Origin of the sequence: Cupriavidus phytorum (assembly GCF_003254285.1) — a bacterium.
GTDB classification, from domain to species: domain Bacteria; phylum Pseudomonadota; class Gammaproteobacteria; order Burkholderiales; family Burkholderiaceae; genus Cupriavidus; species Cupriavidus phytorum.
Map to the genome: position 1 here is coordinate 146594 of NZ_QKZN01000003.1, position 16476 is coordinate 163069.

Here is a 16476-nt window from a genome sequence, read left to right on the forward strand (position 1 = left end):
AACACTGAGAGCTGACGATGATGATGACCTTGACTTCCGCGCAGGAGCGCCGCGTGCAGCGCGTGGCGCCGTGGCTGCTGCTGGCCGCGGTGCTGCTGCTGTGGCAGGGCGCGTGCATGGCCTTCGACGTCTCCGACTTCATCCTGCCGACGCCGTCCGCGATCGTGGCGGCACTGGTGGACTATGCGGACGTGATCGCCGGTCATGCGTGGCGCACCTTCTGGACCACCATGGTGGGTTTTGCCGTGGCCATCGGCGTGGGCGTGCTGCTCGGGCTGGCGATGGGCTCGTCCCGCTTGCTCTACGCCGCCAGCTACCCGCTGATGACGGCCTTCAACGCGCTGCCCAAGGCCGCCTTCGTGCCGATCCTGGTGGTGTGGTTCGGGCTCGGCGCCGGGCCGGCGATCCTGACCGCGTTCCTGATCTCGTTCTTCCCGATCATGGTCAATATCGCCACCGGGCTGGCCACGCTCGAGCCGGAACTGGAAGACGTGCTGCGCGTGCTCGGCGCGAAACGGCGCGACGTGCTGTTCAAGGTCGGCCTGCCGCGCGCGCTGCCGTATTTCTTCGCCTCGCTGAAGGTCGCGATCACGCTGGCCTTTGTCGGTACCACGGTGTCGGAGATGAATGCCGCCAACGAGGGCATCGGCTACCTGCTGGTGTCGGCCGGCTCCGCCATGAAGATGCCGCTGGCCTTCGCCGGACTGGTGGTGATCGCTGTGATGGCGATGGCGATGTACGAGCTGTTCGCGGTGGTCGAGAAGCGCATGACCGGCTGGGCCCACCGGGGCTAGCCGACAGGTGGCGAAGCGCCGCGCGCCGGTGGATAATCCGCGTCATGGAAATCAAATGGCTTGAAGACTTCGTCAGCCTGGCCGAGACGCACAGCTTCTCGCGCTCGGCCGAACTGCGCCACGTCACGCAGCCGGCGTTCTCGCGCCGGATCCAGTCGCTGGAGGCGTGGGTTGGCACCGAGCTGATCGACCGCTCGAGCTATCCCACCAGCCTGACCCCGGCCGGCAAGGTGTTCTACGAGCAGGCCCTGGCGATGCTGGCGCAGGTCAGCGAAACCCGCGCGCTGATGCGCGGCCAGCGCTCGGCCAATGCACAGGTGCTGGAATTCGCGGTGCCGCATACGCTGTCGCTGACCTTCTTCCCGGAATGGCTCAAGGCGCTGGAGCGCAAGCTCGGCACGCTGCCGTGCCGGCTGCGCGCGCTCAATGTCCATGACGCGGTGCTGATGCTGGTCGAGGGTGGCTGCGACCTGGTGATGGTCTACCACCACGCGCGCCAGGCCATCCAGCTCGATCCCGCGCGCTACGACATGCTGGTGCTGGGCACCGAACGGCTCTCGCCCTACAGCGTGCCGGACCCCGCCGGCAAGCCGCAATTCCGGCTGCCGGGCACCGACAAGAAGCCGGTGCCGTTCCTCAGCTATACCCCCAACGCCTTCCTCGGCCGCATGGTCGACCTGCTGCTGGCCGAAACCGCCGAGGCGCTCAAGCTCGACAAATGCTACGAGACCGACATGGCCGAAGCGCTCAAGGTGATGGCGCTGTCCGGCCACGGCATGGCCTTTCTGCCCGAAAGCGCGGTACGCGACGACGTCGCGGCGGGGCGGCTGGTGCGGGCCGAGTCGGCGCGCGGCCTGCCGCTGTCGATCGACATGGAAATCCGGCTGTACCGGGAGAAGCCGGGCGAGAACGGCGGCGAGCGGCGTGCCGGGGCGCGGCGCAAGCGGCAACTGGTGGACCAGGTGTGGGGGACGCTGACCTCGGCGTAGCGATGGTTCGCTCCAAGTTTATGCGTGTCTTGCATAACCCGATGAGCAAACGGCATTGGATTCCGGGCGGCCGCCAAGCCTAAGCTTGCGCCTATCTTCCACCCCGGAACCCACCCCGATGTCTTCCGCAGCACCGACCAACACTGCTGGCCAAAAGCACGCACTCCCGTCCTACCTCAACGCCGACAACCTCGGCCCCTGGGGCATCTACCTGCAGCAAGTCGACCGCGTCACGCCCTACCTGGGTTCGCTGGCGCGCTGGGTCGAGACCCTGAAGCGCCCCAAGCGCGCCCTGATCGTCGACGTGCCGATCGAGCTCGACAACGGCACCATCGCCCATTTCGAGGGCTACCGGGTGCAGCACAACCTGTCGCGCGGCCCGGGCAAGGGCGGCGTGCGCTTCCACCAGGACGTGACGCTGTCCGAGGTGATGGCGCTGTCGGCCTGGATGTCGGTGAAGAACGCGGCGGTCAACGTGCCGTACGGCGGTGCCAAGGGCGGCATCCGCGTCGACCCGCGCACGCTGTCGCAGGCCGAGCTGGAACGCCTGACGCGCCGCTACACCAGCGAGATCAACATCATCATCGGGCCGAGCAAGGACATCCCGGCGCCCGACGTCAACACCAACGCACAGGTGATGGCGTGGATGATGGACACCTATTCGATGAACTCGGGCAGCACCTCGACCGGCGTCGTGACCGGCAAGCCGATCTCGCTGGGCGGCTCGCTGGGCCGCCACGAGGCCACCGGCCGCGGCGTGTTCGTGGTCGGCTCCGAGGCCGCGCGCAATATCGGCCTCGAGGTCAAGGGCGCGCGCGTGGCGGTGCAGGGCTTCGGCAACGTCGGCGCCGTCGCCGCCAAGCTGTTCCATGAGGCCGGCGCCAAGGTGGTGGCGGTGCAGGACCACCGCACCACGCTGTTCGACCCGGCCGGCCTGGACGTGCCGGCGATGATGGAATACGCCTCGCACAGCGGCACCATCGACGGCTTCCGCGGCGAAGTCCTGCGTAGCGAGCAATTCTGGGAAGTCGATTGCGACATCCTGATCCCGGCCGCGCTGGAAGGCCAGATTACCGCCGAAAACGCGCCGAAGATCACGGCAAAGCTGGTGATCGAGGGCGCCAACGGCCCGACCACGCCGCAGGCCGATGACATCCTGCGCGAGCGCAATATCCTGGTCTGCCCGGACGTGATCGCCAACGCCGGCGGCGTGACCGTGTCCTACTTCGAATGGGTGCAGGACTTCTCCAGCTTCTTCTGGACCGAGGAAGAGATCAACCAGCGCCTGGTACGGATCATGCAAGAAGCCTTCCGGGCAATCTGGCAAGTGGCACAGGAAAACAAGGTGACGCTGCGCACGGCGGCGTTCATCGTGGCCTGTACGCGCATCCTGCAGGCGCGCGAAATGCGCGGCCTGTACCCCTGATCGGGGCAGGCAGGCCCGGGGCGAGGCACTGGCATGGTGCAGTGCAATAACCGTCCCGGGCCCCGGCTTCATGACCGTCAGACGCGGTCTCCGGCAAGCGCCGGAGACCGCGTTGTCGTATCCGGGCGCGCTGCGCACGGATTGCCCTGAAGTGGGGTTCTAGGAGAAAACCCAGTTGTATTGCGGCGGATGCTGCGCAATACTGTTTCACCAGTGGGGGTTTTATTCTTAGAATCCCGCTTTCTCTTCATGGTCAAGGAGATGTTATGAATTTCGCCAAGTTGGCTGCCCTGATGATTGCCGGGGGCGTAATGTGCGGGACGGCACAGGCAGCCGAACAACTGACGGGCACGCTGAAGAAGATCAAGGACACCGGCGTCATCACGCTCGGCGTGCGTGAATCGTCGATTCCGTTCAACTACAACCTGGGCGGCGTGCGCCAGGTCGGCTATTCCTACGATATCAACATGAAGATCGTGGAAGCCATCAAGGACCAGCTGAAGCTGCCGAACCTGCAGGTCAAGGAAATCCCGATCACCTCGCAGAACCGCATCACGCTGCTGCAGAACGGCACCATCGATATCGAGTGCGGCTCGACCACCAATAACCTGGAACGCCAGAAGCAGGTCGCCTTCACCAACTCCATCTTCATCATCGGCACGCGCATCATGGTGAAGAAGGATGCCGGCATCAAGGACTGGGCCGACCTGAAGGGCAAGAACGTCGTCACCACCGCCGGCACCACGTCGGAGCGCCTGCTGCGCAAGATGAACGACGACCAGAAGCTGGGCGTGAACATCATCAGCACCAAGGACCACGGCCAGTCGTTCCTGACGCTGGAATCGGGCCGCGCGGTCGCCTTCATGATGGACGACGCGCTGCTGTACGGCGAGCGCGCCAAGGCCAAGAACCCGGCCGACTGGATCGTCGTCGGCAAGCCGCAATCGCGCGAGTCTTACGGCTGCATGATCCGCAAGGACGACCCGCAGTTCAAGAAGCTGTCCGACAACGTCATCTCCGGCATGATGAAGGACGGCTCGATCAACACGCTGTACACCAAGTGGTTCATGCAACCGGTTCCGCCCAAGGGCCTGAACCTGGACTTCCCGCTGTCCGAAGACATGAAGACGCTGATCAAGGCGCCTAACGACAAGGCGCTGGACTGACCTGCCGTTGACAGCACTGCGAAACGGAAGGCTCGTCCTTCCGTTTCTTTTTGAGGACGCAACATGAACTACAACTGGCATTGGGGAGTTTTCCTCGAACAGGCCGCCCAGAACGAGACCTACCTGGACTGGATGATCTCCGGCCTCAAGGTCACGCTCGCGCTGGGGCTTTCGTCCTGGGTCATTGCCCTGGTCATCGGCTCGGTGCTCGGCGTGCTGCGCACGGTGCCGAACAAGTGGCTGGCCGGCATTGCCGCCACCTATGTCGAGATTTTCCGCAACATCCCGCTGCTGGTGCAGCTGTTCATCTGGTACTTCGTCGCGCCCGAGCTGCTGCCCGGCGGCGAGGCGATCAAGCAGATGAACCCGTTCGCGCAGCAGTTCCTGGCCGCCATGCTGTGCCTGGGGACGTTTACCGCCGCGCGGGTGTGCGAGCAGGTGCGCTCCGGCATCAACTCGCTGGCGCGCGGGCAGAAGAACGCCGGCCTGGCGATGGGCTTCACGCTGCCGCAGACGTACCGCCACGTGCTGCTGCCGATGGCATTCCGCGTGATCGTGCCGCCGCTGACCTCCGAGTTCCTGAACATCTTCAAGAACTCGGCGGTGGCGTCGACCATCGGCCTGCTGGAACTAGCCGCGCAGGGGCGCCAGCTGGTGGACTACACCGCGCGTCCGTATGAATCGTTCATCGCGGTCACGCTGATGTACGCGCTGATCAACGTCACCGTGATGCTGGTGATGCGCTGGGTCGAGGCCCGCACGCGCGTGCCCGGCTTTATCGGCGGCAAGTAAGGGGGCGCCATGGCTTATTCCTTCGATTTCACCTCGATCAACCCGGCCACGCTGCATGTGCTGGGCGAGGGCATGATGGTCTCGCTCAAGATCACCGTCACCGCGGTGGTGGTCGGCATTATCTGGGGCACCATCCTGGCGATGATGCGGCTGTCGTCGTTCCGGCTGCTGAACTGGTTCGCTCAGGGGTACGTGACCATCTTCCGCTCGATCCCGCTGGTGATGGTGCTGTTGTGGTTCTTCCTGATCATCCCGCAGGTCTTGCAGGGCATCTTCAACCTGTCGCCGGCGACCGACCTGCGCATGACCTCGGCGCTGGTGGCGTTCGCGCTGTTCGAGGCGGCCTACTACTCCGAGATCATCCGGGCGGGTATCCAGAGCGTGTCGCGCGGGCAGATGTTCGCCGCGCAGGCGCTGGGCATGACCTACGGGCAGTCGATGCGGCTGGTGATCCTGCCGCAGGCGTTCCGCAACATGGTGCCGCTGCTGCTGACGCAGGGCATCATCCTGTTCCAGGATACTTCGCTGGTGTACGTGAGCGCGCTGGCGGACTTCTTCGGCCAGGCCTACGGCATCGGCGAGCGTGATGGCCGGATCGTCGAGATGCTGCTGTTCGCCGGCCTGGTGTACTTCATCATTTGTTTCTCCGCTTCGCTGCTGGTCAAGCGTTATCAGAAAAAGGTGGCTGTATGATCGAAATTAATAACGTTTCCAAGTGGTACGGCTCGTTCCAGGTGCTGACCGATTGCACCACCAAGGTTGCCAAGGGTGAAGTGGTGGTGGTGTGCGGACCCTCGGGTTCGGGCAAGTCCACGCTGATCAAGACCGTCAATGCGCTCGAGCCGTTCCAGAAGGGCGACATCCTGGTCGACGGCACCTCGGTGGGCAATCCCAAGACCAACCTGCCCAAGCTGCGCTCGCGCGTCGGCATGGTGTTCCAGAACTTTGAGCTGTTCCCGCACCTGTCGATCACCGAAAACCTGACCATCGCGCAGATGAAGGTGCTGGGCCGCTCCAAGGACGAGGCCATGGCCAAGGGCCTGAAGTACCTGGAGCGCGTGGGCCTGAAGAGCCAGGCCGACAAGTACCCCGGCCAGCTGTCGGGCGGCCAGCAGCAGCGCGTGGCGATCGCGCGCGCGCTGTCGATGGACCCGATCTGCATGCTGTTCGACGAGCCGACCTCGGCGCTGGACCCGGAGATGGTGAATGAAGTGCTGGACGTGATGGTGCAGTTGGCGCAGGAAGGCATGACCATGATGTGCGTGACTCACGAGATGGGCTTCGCGCGCAAGGTCGCCAACCGCGTGATCTTCATGGACCAGGGCAAGATCGTCGAGGACGCCGACAAGGAAGAGTTCTTCGGCAATATCGACGCGCGCTCCGAGCGCGCGCGCCAGTTCCTGTCGAAGATCCTGCATCACTGAGCGGACTGCCGACTCATGAAAAAGGGACGCCTCGGCGTCCCTTTTTTCTTTGCGCCGGAAGCGCTCAGGTACAGGCAGTATTGGCCGCGTTCTTGGCCTGCACCTCGGGCGGGATCGGCACGCTCAGCGTCATGGTCGGGCGCCCGTGCTCGAACATGATCAGCTCGCCCGGGGCGAACTGGGTCCAGGTCTCGTTGTCGGTCAGCGGCGCGGTGGCGATCACGGCGACCCGGTCGTCCGGCGTGGTGACCTGCGCGAAGTCGATCGACAGGTCGGCGTCGATCAGGTGCGCGGTCGAGAACGGCCATTGCCGCACGATGTAGTAGAGGCGGGTCGAGCAGTGCGCGAACAGCGCCTGCCCGTTGCACAGCAGGTAGTTGAACACGCCGTGCAGCGTGATTTCCCGGGTGATGTCGGCCAGCGCGTGGCCGAGTTCGTTCAGCGGCGGCTGCGAGCCCGGGAAGCGCTTGCGCAGCCCCTGCATCAGCGTGCAGAAGGCCAGTTCGCTGTCGGTGTCGCCCACCGGCTGGTAGACGCCGGACAGGAACGGGGTGAAGCCGTGCAGGTCGCCGTTGTGGGCGAAGATCCAGTGCCGGCCCCACAGCTCGCGCATGAAGGGGTGGCAGTTTTCCAGCAGCACGGTGCCCTGCGTGGCCTTGCGGATATGCGAGATGACGTTCTTGGACTTGATCGGATAGCGCTTGATCAGGTCCGCCACCGGCGAGGTGCCGGCGGACTGGTTGTCGATGAACAGGCGGCAGGCCTTGTCTTCGAAGAAGGCGACACCGAAGCCGTCGGCGTGGTGGTCGGTCAGGCCTCCGCGCGCGGCAAAGCCGGTGAAGGAGAACGTCACGTCGGTCGGCGTGGCGCAGTTCATGCCTAGCAGCTGGCACATGTCGGGGCACCGGACGGCAGGGGGCTGCCGCTTTGCAATAGAATGCAGGCATTATCCCGCGCGCCCGCGCCGCTGCCAAGCAAGCGCGGACGCTCCCCTGCGGTGCCAATGACGCCAGCCATGGCGCCACCATACCTGCTAGCAATCCCGAGAACGATGAGCCAATACAAGATTGCCGTGATTCCCGGAGACGGAATCGGCACGGAAGTCATGCCCGAGGGCATCCGCGTGATGGACGCCGCGGCGCGCCGCTTCGGCATCGACTTCCAGTGGGATCACTTCGATTTTTCCAGCTGCGACTACTACGCCCGCCACGGCAAGATGCTGCCGGACGACTGGTTCGACACGCTGGTCAAGTACGACGCCATCTATTTCGGCGCGGTCGGCTGGCCGGACACGGTGCCCGACCATGTCTCGCTGTGGGGTTCGCTGCTGCAGTTCCGCCGGTCCTTCGACCAGTACGTGAACCTGCGGCCGGTGCGGCTGATGCCGGGCATCCGCAGCCCGCTGGCCGGCCGCCAGCCCGGCGACATCGATTTCTACGTGGTGCGCGAGAACACCGAGGGCGAATACTCCAGCATCGGCGGTCGCATGTTCCCCGGCACCGAGCGCGAGATCGTGGTGCAGGAAACGGTGATGAGCCGCACCGGCGTCGACCGCATCCTGAAGTTTGCCTTCGAACTGGCGCAGAAGCGTCCGAAGAAGCACCTGACCTCGGCGACCAAGTCCAACGGCATCTCGATCACCATGCCGTACTGGGACGAGCGGGTCGAGGCGATGGCGGCGCACTACCCCGGCATCAAGGTCGACAAGTACCACATCGACATCCTGACCGCGCATTTCGTCCAGCATCCGGACTGGTTCGACGTGGTGGTGGCGAGCAACCTGTTCGGCGACATCCTGTCCGACCTGGGCCCGGCCTGCACCGGCACCATCGGCATTGCGCCGTCGGGCAACATCAATCCGGACCGCACCTTTCCCAGCCTGTTCGAGCCGGTGCACGGCTCGGCCCCGGACATTGCCGGGCGCGGCGTGGCCAACCCGATCGGGCAGATCTGGTGCGGCGCCATGATGCTGGAGCACCTGGGCCATGACGAGGCCGGCGCCGCCGTGCTGGGCGCGATCGAGCGGGTGCTGGCGGCCGGGCCGGAGCACGCGCCGCTGACGCGCGACATCGGCGGCAAGGCCGGTACCGCCGACCTGGGCCGCGCCATCGCGGAGGCGCTGTGAGCGCCGGCTTCGCGGGGGACGCCCGCGCACTGCTGCTCCAAACCTTCCACGCCGCGGTGGCGGCGGCCGACCCGTTGCAGATCGTTGCGCAGCACCTGCCGCCGCCGCACGCCGGCGGCCGCACGCTGGTGGTGGGTGCGGGCAAGGCCGCGGCCTCGATGGCCGCGGCGGTCGAGCGCGCCTACGCCGGCCAGGCCACGCTGGAAGGGCTGGTGGTCACGCGCTACGCGCACGGCATGCCGACCGACCATATCCGCGTGATCGAGGCCGGCCATCCGGTGCCCGACGAGTCGGGCGAGCAGGCCGCGGCCGAGATCCTGGCCGCGGTGCAGTCGCTGACGCCGCAGGACCGGCTGCTGGTGCTGGTCTCGGGCGGCGGCTCGAGCCTGCTGTCGCTGCCGGCCGAGGGCATTCCGATGGCCGACCTGAAGGCGACCACGCGTGAATTGCTGCGCTGTGGCGCGCCGATCACCGACATGAACATCGTGCGCAAGCATATCTCGCGCATCCAGGGCGGCCGGCTGGCGCAGGCCAGCCAGGCGCCGGTGACCACGCTGATCGTCTCGGACGTCGCCGGCGACGATCCCAGCGCGATTGCCTCGGGCCCGACCGTGGCGGACCCGAGCACGTTCGAGGACGCGCTGCAGATCCTGCGCCGCTATGGCGCGCAGGTGCCGGACAGCGTGCAGTTGCACCTGGAGCGCGGCGCGCGTGGCGAGGTGGCGGAGACGCCCAAGCCCGGCGATCCCTTGTTCGATCGGGTCGACAACATCATGATCGCCACCGCCCACGGCAGCCTCGAGGCCGCCGCCGCGCTGTTCCGCCAGCGCGGCATCACGCCGGTGGTCCTTGGCGATACCGTGACCGGCGAGGCGCGCGAAGTGGCGCGGGTCTATGCCGCGCTGGTGCGCGAGATTCGCGCGTACAATGCGCCGTTCGCCACGCCCGTGGCGCTGATTTCCGGAGGTGAGTGCACGGTCACTTTGCCGGCCGGCAGCGCCGGCAAGGCGCGCGGCGGGCGCTGCTCGGAGTTCCTGCTGTCGCTGGCGGTCGAACTGGCAGGTATGCCCGATGTGCATGCGATCGCCGCCGACACCGACGGCATCGATGGTTCCGAAGACAATGCCGGCGCGCTGGCCGACCCGACCACGCTGGCGCGCGCCGAGGCCGCCGGCCTGCCGGGCCAGCGCCAGTTGGACGCGCACGACGCCTGGGGCCTGTTCGATGCGATCGGCGACCTGGTGGTCACCGGCCCCACGCGCACCAACGTCAATGACTACCGCGCCATCCTGATTCTCTGATTTCGACGAACGCCGGCCGCCGCCCGCGGCCAGCCCCAAGCTAGCCATGACCCAGAAGCTCACCATCACCCGCCCGGACGACTGGCACCTGCACCTGCGCGACGGCGCGGCGCTGGCCGCTGTGCTGCCCGACACCGCCCGCCAGTTCGCCCGCGCCATCATCATGCCCAACCTGAAGCCGCCGGTAACCACGGTGGCGCAGGCACAGGCCTATCGCGCCCGCATCCTGGCGGCGCTGCCGGCCGGCATGCAGTTCGAGCCGCTGATGACGCTGTACCTGACCGACAACACCAGTCCCGAGGAAATCGCCGCGGCCAAGGCCAGCGGCTTCGTGCACGGCGTCAAGCTGTACCCGGCGGGCGCCACCACCAACAGCGACGCCGGCGTGACCGATATCCGCCGCTGCTATCCCGCGCTGGAAGCGATGCAGCGCGAAGGCCTGCCGCTGCTGGTGCACGGCGAAGTCACCGACCCGGCGATCGACATCTTCGATCGCGAGGCCGTGTTCATCGAGCAGGTGATGACGCCACTGCGCCGCGACATGCCCGAGCTGAAGGTGGTGTTCGAGCACATCACCACCAAGGATGCGGCGCAGTACGTGCGCGACGCGAGCGGCCCGGTCGGCGCCACCATCACCGCGCACCACCTGCTCTACAACCGCAACGCCATCTTCACCGGCGGCATCCGCCCGCACTACTACTGCCTGCCGGTGCTCAAGCGCGAAACCCACCGCGAGGCACTGGTGGCCGCCGCGACCTCGGGCAGCGAGCGCTTCTTCCTGGGTACGGACAGTGCGCCGCACGCGCGCGGCCTGAAGGAACATGCCTGCGGCTGCGCCGGCTGCTATACCGCGCTGCATGCGATGGAGCTGTATGCCGAAGCCTTCGACGCCGCCGGTGCACTCGACAAGCTGGAAGCCTTCGCCAGCTTCAACGGCCCGGCTTTCTACGGGCTGCCGCGCAACACCGGCACGCTGACGCTGGAGCGCGAGGACTGGGAACTGCCGGCGGAGCTGCCTTACGGCGACACCACGCTGGTGCCGCTGCGCGGCGGCGAGACGCTGCGCTGGAAGGCACGCTGAAGCCTTGCGCACGCAGCAGATCGCGGCCGGCGAGGATTTCGCCGCCGCGCTGGCCGGGATCGACTGGTCCCGGCCGTGGTTCCGGCCTTTTGCCGCACACGGCGCCGCGCTGGCGGCGGCAGTGCAGGGCGGTGCCGACCTGCGCAGCGCGCTCGATGCCCGCGCCGCATCGCTGGAGCTGCGCAATGCGCGTGGGCTGCCGCTGCGCTTTATCGCGCAGGAGGCGCTGCCGGACGGCAGCGCCTATGAAGCGCATATCGACGCCACCGGCGCCGTCCCCACCCGCGACAATCTCCACGATTTCTTCAACGCGCTGGTCTGGCTGCATTTCCCGCGGACCAAGCGCGTGCTGAACCAGATCCAGGCCGAGGTCATCGCCCGCGAGGGCGTACAGACCGCGCGCGGCGGCGTGCGCGACGCGGCGACGCTGTTCGACGAGAACGCGGTGCTGTTCCTCAGCACCGACGACGGCATGATCGCGGCGCTCAGGGGGTTTGCGTGGGGGCCGCTGTTCGTCGAGGGTCGCGCCCGGTGGGGAAGTGACTGCGCGGTGGTGCCGTTCGGCCACGCCTTGCTCGAAAAACTGGTGCAGCCGTACAAGGCGGTGACAGCGCACGCGTGGATACTGCCGCTCGTGCCCGGCGATCCCGCGCTTGATGCGGTGCTTGCCAGGTCACTGCAGTCCGCCGCCGATGCCGGCGCGTTGCGGGGCGGACGCAGCTTTGCGCCGCTGCCGGTGATGGGCATCCCGGGCTGGTGCGAGGACAACGCGGACCCGGACTTCTACGCCGATGCCACCGTATTCCGCCCCGGCCGGCGCCGTGACCGCGATGCCGGCTGAAGCCCCGGCAGGCGGCGGCAATCGGTGTTAGACTGCGGGCCGCAAAGCAGGCCAGGCAACCGCTGCCTGCACCGCAAGGTGCAGGGGGAGGAAAGTCCGGACTCCACAGGGCAGGGTGTTGGCTAACAGCCATCCACGGCAACGTGCGGAATAGGGCCACAGAGACGAGTCTTGCCGCCGGGTTCGCCCGGCGGGAAGGGTGAAACGCGGTAACCTCCACCTGGAGCAATCCCAAATAGGCAGGCGATGAAGCGGCCCGCTGAGTCTGCGGGTAGGGAGCTGGAGCCGGCTGGTAACAGCCGGCCTAGAGGAATGGTTGTCACGTGCCGCGCGCTGCAAGGCGGGCGGGGCGCACAGAATCCGGCTTATCGGCCTGCTTTGCTTTAGTCATCGGCACGACCCGGCGCCTTCGCGGCACACCGGGCCGGCCAACTTCCATCAGCCTTCGACGATTTCCAGCGTGTGCGTGATCTCGGCCGTCTTGGCCAGCATGATCGACGCCGAGCAGTACTTCTCATGCGACAGCTTGATCGCGCGCTCGACCGTGGCGGGGTTGAGATTCTTGCCGGTCACCACAAAATGGAAGTTGATGCGGGTGAACACCTTGGGATCTTCGCCGGCGCGTTCGGCCTGCAGCTGCACGCTGCAGCCGGTAACGTCCTGGCGGCCGCGCTTGAGGATCAGCACCACGTCATAGGCGGTGCAGCCGCCGGTGCCCAGCAGTACCATTTCCATGGGCCGCGGGGCCAGGTTGTGGCCGCCACCTTCGGGGGCGCCGTCCATGGCAACGATATGGCCGCTGCCGGTCTGGGCAACGAAGCTCATGCCGTCGGCGCCCATCCATGTTACTTTGCATTCCATTTTGTTCGTTCCTGTGCTTTGTTTTGTCGGTTTGCGATCACAAGCGAGTGATCCCGAATCTTGCTTTTCCCAGTATATGGCAAGGTCAAGTTCGGGGCATCGATGCCGATAACCTTAGAAAACCTGAGGGTTTCCTCTAGTATGTCGTTGCGATGACACCTTCCTTGTTTCGCTAAGCTATTGATTTTTAAGGTAAAGACATAAGGCGGGCAGGGCCAGGTAACGTTTCGTAATACGAAATCACATTTCGCACTGCAAATTTCCCTTGCATCCGGACAAACCCTAGGTATAATTCCAATCATTGAACGACGGCGCAGACAGCGCGCCAGAGTGCGAAAGCGAAGCCCCCGGCCAAGCCCTCCGCACCGCCCGCAAGTCCCTCCGTCGATCTCCAAGTGTCTCCTCCACCCTCCTCCTTTGGTGGATTCAAACCCAAGCTCAAACGCTTGGGTTTTTTTTCGCCTGTACCAATGCCGTTGGCCTCCAGGTGCATTGGGCGACCCAGAACCGCAGCCATCGGCGTCGATCTTGACGAAAACCTCAGTCTTTGCTTGTGCGCTCGCCACGGCCGCCAGTATAATCGAGGGCTTTTCCGTCATGCCCGCGGAAGAAGACCGCAGTACCCGGCCATCTTCACTGGGGCCACAAGACTTGCAGGGGCGAGCACAAGCCTTCGCGAGTCGGATTACGGGCACGAACCAATAGTCAGGAAAAATCATGAAGACCTTTTCCGCCAAGCCTCATGAGGTAAAGCGCGACTGGTACGTGATTGACGCGACGGACAAAGTCCTCGGCCGTGTTGCCAGCGAAGTGGCACGCCGTCTGCGCGGCAAGCACAAGCCGGAATTTACTCCGCACGTCGACACCGGTGATTACATCATCATCGTCAATGCAGCCAAGCTGCGTGTCACGGGTACCAAGGAAACGGACAAGAAGTACTATCGCCATTCGGGCTACCCGGGCGGTATCTACGAAACGACGTTCGGCAAGATGCAGCAGCGTTTCCCGGGCCGTGCCCTGGAAAAGGCTGTCAAGGGCATGCTGCCGAAGGGTCCGCTGGGCTACGCGATGATCAAGAAGCTGAAGGTTTACGCCGAAGCCGAGCATCCGCACGAAGCGCAGCAGCCCAAGGCGCTGGAAATCTAAGGAGGCCAATCCATGATCGGTAACTGGAATTACGGTACTGGCCGCCGCAAGAGCGCTGTGGCACGTGTCTTCATCAAGTCGGGCAAGGGCGACATCGTCGTCAACGGCAAGCCCATCAAAGAGTATTTCGCTCGCGAAACCTCGCTGATGATCGTGCGCCAGCCGCTGGAACTGACCGCTCACGCTGAAACGTTCGACATCAAGGTCAACGTCACCGGCGGCGGCGAAACCGGCCAGGCCGGCGCAGTGCGCCACGGCATCACCCGCGCCCTGATCGACTACGATGCGACCCTGAAGTCGGCCCTGTCGAAGGCTGGCTACGTTACGCGCGATGCACGTGAAGTCGAGCGTAAGAAGGTCGGCTTCCACAAGGCGCGTCGTCGCAAGCAGTTCTCGAAGCGCTGATGCGTTTTCGCGGGTCCGGCCCGGCCGGATCTTGCGAAACCAGGAAAACCGCACGCTGGCCGTGCGGTTTTTTTTCGTCCGCGGGCTAAGGAAGCGGCGCGGTGCTGCCGTCATAGTGAGCAGGCCGCCATACTTTTGTGGGGTATCCGGCCGCACGCGGCTACAATCACGCCCTGTCGCCGACGGCAAGTGCGGCTTGCCGGCGCGCTTGCGCCACGGGCAGGCCAGCCTGGCACGAACGAGAGAGGAGTGAGAGTCATGCTGTTTTCCAAGAAGAAAGGCCTTTCGATCGATACGCTGATTGGCGAAGACACCGCCATCGATGGCGACCTGGTGTTTGCCGGCGGCCTGCGCCTGGACGGACGGGTGCGCGGCAACGTGACCGCGGCGCCGGGCAAGCCCAGCATGCTGGTGGTCAGCGAGAAGGGCATGGTCGAGGGCGAGATCAGCGTCGGCCACCTGGTGCTGAACGGCACCGTCAAGGGCCCGGTGCACGCCGGCGACCTGCTGGAGCTGCAGCCGCAGGCGCGGGTGCTGGGCGACGTGCGCTATGCCGCGCTCGAAATGCACCAGGGCGCGCTGGTCGAGGGCCGCCTGATGCCGCTGGTGCAGGCGGAGGTCAAGGCGCTGCCGAACCTGGTCGAGGCGGCGCCGGTGGCTGAAGTGACCGAAGCGGCCGATAGCGACCCTGCCACCGCCAGCGAAACTCCCGCCGCCGCGGCCAGTCCCACTGAAAAGGCCGCGTAGCGGCGACTTCGATGCCGGGAACCCCTTGAAAACACAAGGTTTCGGCACGATTTTCCAGTAGCGCTTAGAATACAGGCGTATCTAAACAGGAGAACACCCCATGAACGCAGTCGCAGAGGCACCCGTTACCGAGGACGTGCCGGCACCGTTCGTCTTTACCGACAGCGCCGCCGACAAGGTCAAGCAGTTGATCGAGGAAGAGGGCAATGCCGAGCTGAAACTGCGCGTGTTCGTGCAGGGCGGCGGCTGCTCCGGCTTCCAGTACGGCTTTACCTTCGACGAGGAAGTCAACGAAGACGACACCACCATGGTCAAGAACGGCGTCACCCTTCTGATCGACTCGATGAGCTACCAGTACCTGGTCGGCGCCGAGATCGACTACAAGGAAGACATCAACGGCGCACAGTTCGTGATCAAGAACCCGAATGCCTCGACCACCTGCGGTTGCGGCTCGTCGTTCTCGGTCTGAGCGATCCCGCTTGCCCAAAAGAACGCACCTTCGGGTGCGTTTTTTGTTTGACGCGCCGGCTTACTGCGCGGCGCGCCAGACCACCGGAAACCAGTCCTCGCGCAGGCGCTCGCCGGTCTGCTGGCCGATGCCGGGGAACGGCGGCGAGGTCCGCCCGGGCCGCTGCATGAAGCGCACGTCGTCGCCGACAAAACGGGCCGAGAACGCCCGCCGCCGCCCGGTGCCGGTATTGCCGGCGGCGCCGTGCACGGTGCGGAAGTCGAACACTACCGCATCGCCGGGCTCCAGCTCCGGGGCCAGCAGCGTGTGGCTGCCGTCTTCCACGTCGGGCATCTCCATGAAGGTGTCGGCGCCGCCATAGAAATTCTCGTTGCTGGCCCAGCGCTTGGGCCGCACCAGCCGCGGCCAGCGGTGCGAGCCGGCCACCACGCGCAGTGTGTTGGCCTGCGTGACCGGGTCCAGCGGAATCCAGTAGCTCGCGGTCTGGGTGCCGTCGACGCAGTAGTAGGGCAGGTCCTGGTGCCATGGCGTCGGCTTGGCGGTGCCCGGCTCCTTGACCAGGATGTGTTCATGGAACACCTGCACCGCCTGCGACTGCATGATCCGACCGGCGATCCCGGCTGCCGCCGACTCGCGGATAAAGGCGGCGAACGGGGCGATGCGCTGCCAGTTGCAATAGTCCTCGAAGAAGCGCCCGCCCTCGCCGGCGCGCACGTTCTCGATGGCGAAGGGACCGGGCTCGGCCAGGTTCTGCGCAAAGCCATCGCGCAGGCGCTCGACCCAGTCGGTAAAGGCGCCGCGCAAGACCAGCACGCCGTCGCGCTGGTAGGTGTCGATCTGTTCCCGGGTGATGTCCATGGCGATTTGCGTTGGGGGCGATGGACCCAGTATCGCCATGCGAAGGGAATA

18 protein-coding genes and 1 other RNA gene are annotated in these 16476 nt (G+C 65.6%); 16 read left to right on the plus strand and 3 right to left on the minus strand.

What is annotated here, in order from left to right; genetic code table 11:
* Positions 1 to 20: 20 nt before the first annotated feature.
* From C7416_RS09050 to C7416_RS09080, 7 genes are all read left to right on the plus strand, one after another.
* Entirely contained in the window at positions 21 to 794 is a 774-nt protein-coding gene (locus C7416_RS09050; protein WP_174549307.1) for an ABC transporter permease, read from the plus strand.
* Between the two features lie 44 nt (positions 795 to 838).
* On the plus strand, positions 839 to 1783 hold the full coding sequence (locus C7416_RS09055) for a LysR family transcriptional regulator (RefSeq protein ID WP_111518352.1): 945 nt from the start codon (positions 839 to 841) through the stop codon (positions 1781 to 1783).
* A 118-nt stretch (positions 1784 to 1901) separates the two neighbouring features.
* Positions 1902 to 3209, plus strand: coding sequence for a Glu/Leu/Phe/Val family dehydrogenase (locus C7416_RS09060; RefSeq protein ID WP_018008784.1), 1308 nt, complete (start codon positions 1902 to 1904; stop codon positions 3207 to 3209).
* A gap of 266 nt (positions 3210 to 3475) precedes the next feature.
* Positions 3476 to 4375, plus strand: coding sequence for a glutamate/aspartate ABC transporter substrate-binding protein (locus C7416_RS09065; RefSeq protein ID WP_111518361.1), 900 nt, complete (start codon positions 3476 to 3478; stop codon positions 4373 to 4375).
* Positions 4376 to 4438: 63 nt separating this feature from the next.
* On the plus strand, positions 4439 to 5167 hold the full coding sequence (locus C7416_RS09070; RefSeq protein WP_092307685.1) for an amino acid ABC transporter permease: 729 nt from the start codon (positions 4439 to 4441) through the stop codon (positions 5165 to 5167).
* Between the two features lie 9 nt (positions 5168 to 5176).
* Positions 5177 to 5860 (plus strand): glutamate/aspartate ABC transporter permease GltK, encoded by a 684-nt coding sequence (gltK, locus tag C7416_RS09075; RefSeq protein WP_018008787.1) that lies wholly within the window; start codon positions 5177 to 5179, stop codon positions 5858 to 5860.
* Positions 5857 to 6591: an amino acid ABC transporter ATP-binding protein gene (locus C7416_RS09080; RefSeq protein ID WP_012351762.1), complete on the plus strand. Its 735-nt coding sequence runs from the start codon at positions 5857 to 5859 to the stop codon at positions 6589 to 6591. The genes gltK and C7416_RS09080 overlap by 4 nt, the downstream gene beginning before the upstream one ends.
* A gap of 64 nt (positions 6592 to 6655) precedes the next feature.
* Here C7416_RS09080 and C7416_RS09085 read toward each other — a convergent pair whose 3' ends face one another.
* Entirely contained in the window at positions 6656 to 7486 is an 831-nt protein-coding gene (locus tag C7416_RS09085) for a class II glutamine amidotransferase (protein ID WP_111518363.1), read from the minus strand.
* Positions 7487 to 7642: 156 nt separating this feature from the next.
* Here C7416_RS09085 and C7416_RS09090 point away from each other — a divergent pair, with 156 nt between their 5' ends.
* The 5 genes from C7416_RS09090 to rnpB all read left to right on the plus strand — a co-directional run bounded on the left by C7416_RS09090 (position 7643) and on the right by rnpB (position 12323).
* A complete protein-coding gene (locus C7416_RS09090) occupies positions 7643 to 8716 on the plus strand; it encodes a tartrate dehydrogenase (RefSeq protein ID WP_111518365.1) in 1074 nt (357 codons plus the stop codon).
* Positions 8713 to 10017 carry a glycerate kinase type-2 family protein gene (locus tag C7416_RS09095; protein WP_111518367.1) on the plus strand — a complete coding sequence of 435 codons (1305 nt, stop codon included), beginning with the start codon at positions 8713 to 8715 and terminating at the stop codon, positions 10015 to 10017. Before C7416_RS09090 ends, C7416_RS09095 begins: the two co-directional genes overlap by 4 nt.
* Positions 10018 to 10063: 46 nt before the next feature.
* On the plus strand, positions 10064 to 11098 hold the full coding sequence (pyrC, locus tag C7416_RS09100; RefSeq protein WP_111518369.1) for a dihydroorotase: 1035 nt from the start codon (positions 10064 to 10066) through the stop codon (positions 11096 to 11098).
* A 4-nt stretch (positions 11099 to 11102) separates the two neighbouring features.
* The gene (locus C7416_RS09105) at positions 11103 to 11939 is read left to right on the plus strand and encodes a DUF3025 domain-containing protein (protein ID WP_111518371.1); all 837 of its coding nucleotides are present in this window, start codon (positions 11103 to 11105) and stop codon (positions 11937 to 11939) included.
* A 43-nt stretch (positions 11940 to 11982) separates the two neighbouring features.
* Positions 11983 to 12323, plus strand: an RNA gene (gene rnpB / locus C7416_RS09110) — RNase P RNA component class A.
* Between the two features lie 54 nt (positions 12324 to 12377).
* On the opposite strand, the gene C7416_RS09115 is transcribed toward rnpB, so the two are convergent.
* On the minus strand, positions 12378 to 12800 hold the full coding sequence (locus C7416_RS09115; RefSeq protein WP_018008793.1) for an OsmC family protein: 423 nt from the start codon (positions 12798 to 12800) through the stop codon (positions 12378 to 12380).
* A 717-nt stretch (positions 12801 to 13517) separates the two neighbouring features.
* Here C7416_RS09115 and rplM point away from each other — a divergent pair.
* From rplM to erpA, 4 genes are all read left to right on the plus strand, one after another.
* On the plus strand, positions 13518 to 13946 hold the full coding sequence (rplM, locus tag C7416_RS09120) for a 50S ribosomal protein L13 (protein ID WP_010813907.1): 429 nt from the start codon (positions 13518 to 13520) through the stop codon (positions 13944 to 13946).
* 12 nt (positions 13947 to 13958) lie between these two features.
* A complete protein-coding gene (rpsI, locus tag C7416_RS09125) occupies positions 13959 to 14351 on the plus strand; it encodes a 30S ribosomal protein S9 (protein WP_012351769.1) in 393 nt (130 codons plus the stop codon).
* A gap of 258 nt (positions 14352 to 14609) precedes the next feature.
* Positions 14610 to 15098: a bactofilin family protein gene (locus C7416_RS09130; protein WP_111518373.1), complete on the plus strand. Its 489-nt coding sequence runs from the start codon at positions 14610 to 14612 to the stop codon at positions 15096 to 15098.
* A 100-nt stretch (positions 15099 to 15198) separates the two neighbouring features.
* On the plus strand, positions 15199 to 15567 hold the full coding sequence (gene erpA, locus C7416_RS09135; RefSeq protein WP_010813904.1) for an iron-sulfur cluster insertion protein ErpA: 369 nt from the start codon (positions 15199 to 15201) through the stop codon (positions 15565 to 15567).
* Between the two features lie 60 nt (positions 15568 to 15627).
* On the opposite strand, the gene C7416_RS09140 is transcribed toward erpA, so the two are convergent.
* On the minus strand, positions 15628 to 16425 hold the full coding sequence (locus tag C7416_RS09140) for a phytanoyl-CoA dioxygenase family protein (RefSeq protein ID WP_111518375.1): 798 nt from the start codon (positions 16423 to 16425) through the stop codon (positions 15628 to 15630).
* Between the last annotated feature and the right edge of the window lie 51 nt (positions 16426 to 16476).

What these genes read in the sequence shown, in the direction of transcription:
- C7416_RS09050 (WP_174549307.1), top strand. Translation starts at nt 21, where the DNA reads ATGATGACCTTGACTTCCGCGCAGGAGCGCCGCGTGCAGCGCGTGGCG.
- C7416_RS09055 (WP_111518352.1), top strand. Translation starts at nt 839, where the DNA reads ATGGAAATCAAATGGCTTGAAGACTTCGTCAGCCTGGCCGAGACGCAC.
- C7416_RS09060 (WP_018008784.1), top strand. Translation starts at nt 1,902, where the DNA reads ATGTCTTCCGCAGCACCGACCAACACTGCTGGCCAAAAGCACGCACTC.
- C7416_RS09065 (WP_111518361.1), top strand. Translation starts at nt 3,476, where the DNA reads ATGAATTTCGCCAAGTTGGCTGCCCTGATGATTGCCGGGGGCGTAATG.
- C7416_RS09070 (WP_092307685.1), top strand. Translation starts at nt 4,439, where the DNA reads ATGAACTACAACTGGCATTGGGGAGTTTTCCTCGAACAGGCCGCCCAG.
- gltK (WP_018008787.1), top strand. Translation starts at nt 5,177, where the DNA reads ATGGCTTATTCCTTCGATTTCACCTCGATCAACCCGGCCACGCTGCAT.
- C7416_RS09080 (WP_012351762.1), top strand. Translation starts at nt 5,857, where the DNA reads ATGATCGAAATTAATAACGTTTCCAAGTGGTACGGCTCGTTCCAGGTG.
- C7416_RS09085 (WP_111518363.1), bottom strand. Translation starts at nt 7,486, where the DNA reads ATGTGCCAGCTGCTAGGCATGAACTGCGCCACGCCGACCGACGTGACG.
- C7416_RS09090 (WP_111518365.1), top strand. Translation starts at nt 7,643, where the DNA reads ATGAGCCAATACAAGATTGCCGTGATTCCCGGAGACGGAATCGGCACG.
- pyrC (WP_111518369.1), top strand. Translation starts at nt 10,064, where the DNA reads ATGACCCAGAAGCTCACCATCACCCGCCCGGACGACTGGCACCTGCAC.
- C7416_RS09115 (WP_018008793.1), bottom strand. Translation starts at nt 12,800, where the DNA reads ATGGAATGCAAAGTAACATGGATGGGCGCCGACGGCATGAGCTTCGTT.
- rplM (WP_010813907.1), top strand. Translation starts at nt 13,518, where the DNA reads ATGAAGACCTTTTCCGCCAAGCCTCATGAGGTAAAGCGCGACTGGTAC.
- rpsI (WP_012351769.1), top strand. Translation starts at nt 13,959, where the DNA reads ATGATCGGTAACTGGAATTACGGTACTGGCCGCCGCAAGAGCGCTGTG.
- C7416_RS09130 (WP_111518373.1), top strand. Translation starts at nt 14,610, where the DNA reads ATGCTGTTTTCCAAGAAGAAAGGCCTTTCGATCGATACGCTGATTGGC.
- erpA (WP_010813904.1), top strand. Translation starts at nt 15,199, where the DNA reads ATGAACGCAGTCGCAGAGGCACCCGTTACCGAGGACGTGCCGGCACCG.
- C7416_RS09140 (WP_111518375.1), bottom strand. Translation starts at nt 16,425, where the DNA reads ATGGACATCACCCGGGAACAGATCGACACCTACCAGCGCGACGGCGTG.